At 61.5% G+C, this 5,150-nt stretch carries 4 protein-coding genes; all 4 read left to right on the top strand.

Going from position 1 to position 5,150, the window contains the following annotated elements; all coding sequences use genetic code 11:
- Positions 1 to 42 precede the first annotated feature (42 nt).
- The 4 genes from ACLP9N_RS16760 to ACLP9N_RS16745 all read left to right on the top strand — a co-directional run bounded on the left by ACLP9N_RS16760 (position 43) and on the right by ACLP9N_RS16745 (position 4,941).
- Complete coding sequence (locus ACLP9N_RS16760; protein WP_442408477.1) at positions 43 to 1,074, top strand: LLM class flavin-dependent oxidoreductase; 1,032 nt, start codon at positions 43 to 45, stop codon at positions 1,072 to 1,074.
- Positions 1,071 to 2,705 (top strand): long-chain-fatty-acid--CoA ligase, encoded by a 1,635-nt coding sequence (locus ACLP9N_RS16755; RefSeq protein WP_442408476.1) that lies wholly within the window; start codon positions 1,071 to 1,073, stop codon positions 2,703 to 2,705. Before ACLP9N_RS16760 ends, ACLP9N_RS16755 begins: the two co-directional genes overlap by 4 nt.
- 209 nt (positions 2,706 to 2,914) lie before the next feature.
- The gene (locus tag ACLP9N_RS16750) at positions 2,915 to 4,168 is read left to right on the top strand and encodes an acyl-CoA dehydrogenase family protein (RefSeq protein WP_442408475.1); all 1,254 of its coding nucleotides are present in this window, start codon (positions 2,915 to 2,917) and stop codon (positions 4,166 to 4,168) included.
- The gene (locus ACLP9N_RS16745) at positions 4,165 to 4,941 is read left to right on the top strand and encodes an SDR family oxidoreductase (RefSeq protein WP_442408474.1); all 777 of its coding nucleotides are present in this window, start codon (positions 4,165 to 4,167) and stop codon (positions 4,939 to 4,941) included. The genes ACLP9N_RS16750 and ACLP9N_RS16745 overlap by 4 nt, the downstream gene beginning before the upstream one ends.
- Positions 4,942 to 5,150: the final 209 nt, after the last annotated feature.

Below are 5,150 nucleotides of genomic sequence, written 5' to 3'. Positions count from 1 at the left end.
GAAGTCGATCATAAATCACTGCGACAGAAGTGAAATAGCGTAATGCCTCGTTTGCGGCTGCAGTACGACTTGTTATGTCCCACAGACGATCCCAAGTACCGTGCTGCTTTGTACGAGGCCGCCATCGACCAGGCGGCCTGGGCGGACAGGGTCGGATTCCACACCGTGATGCTGCACGAACACCACGGCACGCCTGACGGCTATCTCCCCGCGCCGATCGTTATGGCCGCAGGAATGGCCACCCGGACGGACCGCATACTCATCCAACTGGCTGCGGTCATCGCGCCGTTACATGACCCGCTGCGGCTCGCCGAGGACCTTGCGGTACTCGATTGCCTGAGCGCCGGGCGGCTAATCGTTACCCTCGGCGCCGGCTATGTCCCGAGCGAGTGCGAGATGTTCGACGTTGCGGAGTCCAGCCGGGTCCGCAAAGTCGTGCGAGCAGTCAAGGTGCTGAAGCAGGCCTGGACCGGCCAACCGTTCGAATTCGACGGCCGGGTAGTGCAGGTCACGCCACGGCCCTATCGAGAGCCCGGACCGCTGTTATTGCTAGCGGGCAGTTCGGAAAAGGCGGCCCGGCGGGCCGCCCGCATCGCCGACGGGTACTTGCCCACCGGTCCCGAGACGTGGGAGTTCTTTCGAGACGAGACCATCTCGCTGGGCAATCCGGATCCCGGTCCTTTTCCGGTGTCGGCGCCCCATCAGGTTTTCGTCAGTGATGACCCCGACCGGTCATGGCATGAGCTCGGTCCGGCGCTGATCGCCGATCTGGTCAGCTACGACCGCTTCTACGCTGCCATCGGCGTGCAAATGCCGCCGTCGTCGCCCTATTGGCTTTCCGACGACATAGCGGCCCTTCGCGCCAGCGGCCACCACCAGATCTTGACACCCGATGAGTGCATCAAGCTGGCTTCGACGCTCGGACCCCAGGACTGGATGTGCTTGAGGCCGCTCGTTGGTGGATTGGATCCGAAACTCTCGTGGCGTTCGCTGCACCTCTTCGAGAAAGAAGTGCTGCCAGCCATCGCTGATGATCTGGTCGGTCCATCCGGCTCAGTACGAGGGGATGGGTGAACGCCGCCTTGCCCGCTGCCGCACTTACCGACGCCGTCGGCATGACCGCCAGCGATCAGCTGGCGCGGCATGCGCGCAAGATTCCGGACCACAATGCAATCTCGCTGGGTGTGGCCGCGCACACCTACGGCGAGCTTGACGAGCGCGTGTCGCGGTTGGCTAACGCCTTGCAGGCCAGGGGGGTGACGCTAGGTGATCGGATCGCGGTACTGAGCTTCAATCGGCGAGAGGTGCTCGAAACATACCTGGCGGCGGTACGGCTGGGTGCAATATGTGTCCCGATCAATTTTCGCCTGGCTTCTGGAGAGATCGCCTACATCTTGACTGACAGTGACGCCAGCGCGGTGGTCGTGGACGCTGCCCTGAGCAGCGTCCTCGACGTAGCCCTGGCTAGTTTGATGCGTCGCCCGCTCCGGCTGGTCATCGCCGACGAGCCGGGCGAATTGCCTTGCTATCAAACGGCAATAGCCATGGCCAGCCCGCTTTTCAGCACCGTTCCGGTCGACGAGAATGCACCCGCTTTCATCATGTACACGTCTGGGACCACCGGCCGGCCTAAAGGTGCCGTGCTAACGCACCGCAACTTGCTTGTGCATGCCTTCAGTGTCTCCCTGCATTTGGGCACCCCCCACGACGACGCGGTCACCTTCTCAGGCGTACCGCTGTTTCACATCTCAGGTGTATCGGGTTACCTAATCTGTTTGCTGGTCGGCGGGAACTATGTGATTGCGCCGTCTGGGGGATTCGATCCCGCCAAGAGCCTGGACGCACTGGAGCATCACCGGGTCACCAGTTGTTTTTTCGTGCCGTCCCAGTGGCAGGAGATTTGCGACGTTGCGGACCTGCCTAAGCGCGATCTGTCCGCGCTGCGGCGCATCAAGTGGGGTGCCGCACCGGCGACGACGAGCTTGCTCTCCAAACTGAATGAGGCGTTTCCGGATGCCCAGGTGGTCGCCGCATTTGGCCAGACCGAATGCAGTCCGGTGACGTGTTACCTGCGGGGCGACGAGGCCGCCCGCAAAATTGGTTCTGTCGGCAAACCCATTCTCAACGTCGAGGTCCGAATCGTCGACGACGACATGAACGACGTCGGCGTCGGCGAAATAGGTGAAATTGTCTACCGCGGTCCGACCGTCATGAAGGAGTACTGGAACCGGCCCGACGAGACCGCTACGGCGTTCGCCGGCGGCTGGTTCCATTCCGGTGATCTGGTGCGGCGCGACAACGAGGGCTACATCTACGTGGTCGATCGAAAGAAGGACATGATCATCTCCGGCGGTGAAAACATCTATTGCGCGGAGGTCGAGGACGTCCTGGCCGCCTATCCGAAAGTGTCGGAAGTCGCGTTGATCGGAGTCCCCCACGCCAAGTGGGGGGAAGCCCCGCTCGCTGTCATCGTGCCCGCCGACCCCGCGGACCCGCCAACCGCTGACGAGCTTTTGAACTGCGCGCGTGAGCATCTGGCGGGGTATAAGTGCCCACGGCAGGTGTGGATCGTCGACGCATTGCCGCGAAATCCCAGCGGCAAGGTGCTCAAGACCGAGCTTCGAGCTGCGGTTAGCGCCCGTGCTCCACTCGTCTTCGATGCCGAGTTGAAGAGGCAGCCGGGTGATTTCGGGATCGGGCAGTAGCGGCGGTGGTGCCTAAGTCGAGATGCGCACGACCCGCAGGTAGTTCCATGTCCACAACGCTCTCAGGTCGGTACATCACGGCCGGTCACCTAATCGAGTGAGGCGCCTCGTGATCACCCAAGCGCCCGAATTACCAATTCATATGAGACGAAACGGCGGGCCAGGCTGAGTTCGTCGTAATGCCTAGAGAAGGAATCCTAAGGAACCCTATGGAATTTCATAACTCCGCTCGCAGCATCGAATACCAAGAGCTGTTGCAGGCGTTCATGGAAGATCACGTCTACCCTGCAGAGTCCACATACCACAACCAAATCGCGGCGGCAGGTCATCCGCATATTCAGCCGTCAGTCATGGAGGAACTTAAGCGGAAGGCGCGAAAGCTGGGTCTATGGAACCTCTTTCACCCTAATCCTGCATATGGCCCGGCTCTATCCAATGTCGAGTACGCACCTCTCGCGGAGCTCCAGGGTCGTAGCCGCCTCGGTGCCGAGGCGTGCAACTGCTCGGCTCCTGACACCGGCAATATGGAAGTGCTGAGCACCTTCGGCTCAGAGGAGCACAAACAGAAGTACCTGAAACCGTTGTTGGACGGGACAATTCGGTCGGCCTTCGCGATGACCGAACCGGATGTCGCGAGTTCGGACCCCACCAACATCGCGCTGACGATGCAGCGAGTTGGAGATGAGTACATCCTTAACGGTCGTAAATGGTTTGCCACCAACGGTTTGCACCCCCACTGCAAGGTATTGATCGTCATGGGCAGATCAAGTACCACTGCCTCGCGTCATCGCTGTCACTCGATGGCAGTGTTGCCAATTGACTCACCCGGTGTCACCGTCGTGCGCAACCTTCCGGTTTTCGGCTATCACGATGTTGAAGGACACGCTGAGATCGCATTCCAAGACGTGCGCGTCCCCGCCACGGATATCCTGCTGGGCGAGGGAGAGGGGTTTGCGATCGGACAGGCCCGGCTGGGCCCGGGTCGAATCCACCACTGTATGCGCGCAATCGGGGCCGCTGAGCGTGCACTTGAGCTGCTGTGCCGACGGGCGGCGTCCAGGACCACGTTCGGTGTGCTGCTGTCCGATCGGGCGAACATCCAAGACTGGGTCGCGGAGGCGCGCACCGACATCGAGATGGCGCGGCTGCTCACACTCAAGGCCGCCTGGATGATGGACACCGTCGGCAACAAGCGCGCTCGAGTCGAGATTGCGGCCATCAAGGTCGCCGCACCGAGGGTGGCGCTAGACGTCCTCGACCGCGCCATCCAGGTGTACGGGGCTGCCGGTGTCACCAACGATCTACCTTTGGCGACGATGTTTGCCCACCTCCGCGCGCTCAGGTTGGCTGACGGCCCGGACGAGGTCCACAAGCGGACGATAGCTCGCGTGGAGTTCGCCAAGTACCCGCCCGCCAATGAGAATTCATCACCCGTGGCGGATCGCCACGGTGTTCTGAGATGACCAGCTGGGATCTAGACGGACGTTCCGCGATAGTTACCGGTGCTTCCCGTGGAATAGGGCGTGCGATTGCATCCGAACTGGCCCGGGCCGGCGTTAACGTGGTGATCACGTCGCGTCATCAGGAAGCCGCAGAGGAGGCCGCCGCGGATTTGGGAGACCGAGTGGTCGGAATCCAGGCGCATGCCACCGACGAGGCCGCCGCCGCGGCGTGCGTCCAGTGGACAGTGGAGCGGTTCGGCAGCGTGGACATTCTTGTGAATAACGCGGGGACCAATCCGGCATACGGCCCGGTGATAGCCCAAGATCACAGTCGATTCAGCAAGACGGTCGATGTCAACCTGTGGGCTCCCATCCTATGGACTGGGCTGGTCTGGCGTGCGTGGATGGCCGAGCATGGCGGTGCCGTAGTCAATGTCGCTTCCGTCGGAGGCATTCTGGCCAGCGACGATATCGGCGTGTACAACGCAACGAAAGCCGCTTTGATGCAATTGACCCGACAACTAGCTGTCGAATTGGCTCCGGGCGTACGCGTCAATGCGGTAGCTCCAGGAGTGGTCCGAACGAAACTTGCTGAGGCGCTTTGGAAAAGCGCTGAGGACCGGATCGCCGAGATTACCCTCGCGGGACGGTTGGCTGAGCCCGACGACATCAGTCAGGTGGTGGCCTTTCTGGTTTCGGATTCAGCGCGCTGGATCACCGGACAAGTCCTCGTCGCAGACGGCGGACAGGTCCTGAGCGCTGCTGCCGGTGCCCGAGAGAGGCGACCACATTGAACGACAACGGTTTCCAGGTCAGCGGTGCGCTCGAAGGACCTCGCCGTAGTCCTTCACTTTTCGTCCGTTAGATCCTTTATTTGGTGCGGTGTTGTGGGGGTGTTTAGGTGGGTTTGCCGATGTTGCCGGTGTATTGCTGTTTGGCGGCTTCGATGGAGTCGCGTTGTTCTTGGACGGCGGTGGTGCGGGTGGCGGCGGATCGGTGCATG

It is taken from the genome of Mycobacterium sp. (genome assembly GCF_052144515.1).
Taxonomy (GTDB): Bacteria; Actinomycetota; Actinomycetes; order Mycobacteriales; family Mycobacteriaceae; genus Mycobacterium.
The sequence above is the reverse complement of the archived record's forward strand: the minus strand, read 5'-3'. Positions and strand labels throughout refer to the sequence as shown.

Bases quoted from the DNA above. Each gene is read 5' to 3' on its own strand.
- ACLP9N_RS16760 (WP_442408477.1), top strand. From the start codon at position 43: ATGCCTCGTTTGCGGCTGCAGTACGACTTGTTATGTCCCACAGACGAT.
- ACLP9N_RS16750 (WP_442408475.1), top strand. From the start codon at position 2,915: ATGGAATTTCATAACTCCGCTCGCAGCATCGAATACCAAGAGCTGTTG.
- ACLP9N_RS16745 (WP_442408474.1), top strand. From the start codon at position 4,165: ATGACCAGCTGGGATCTAGACGGACGTTCCGCGATAGTTACCGGTGCT.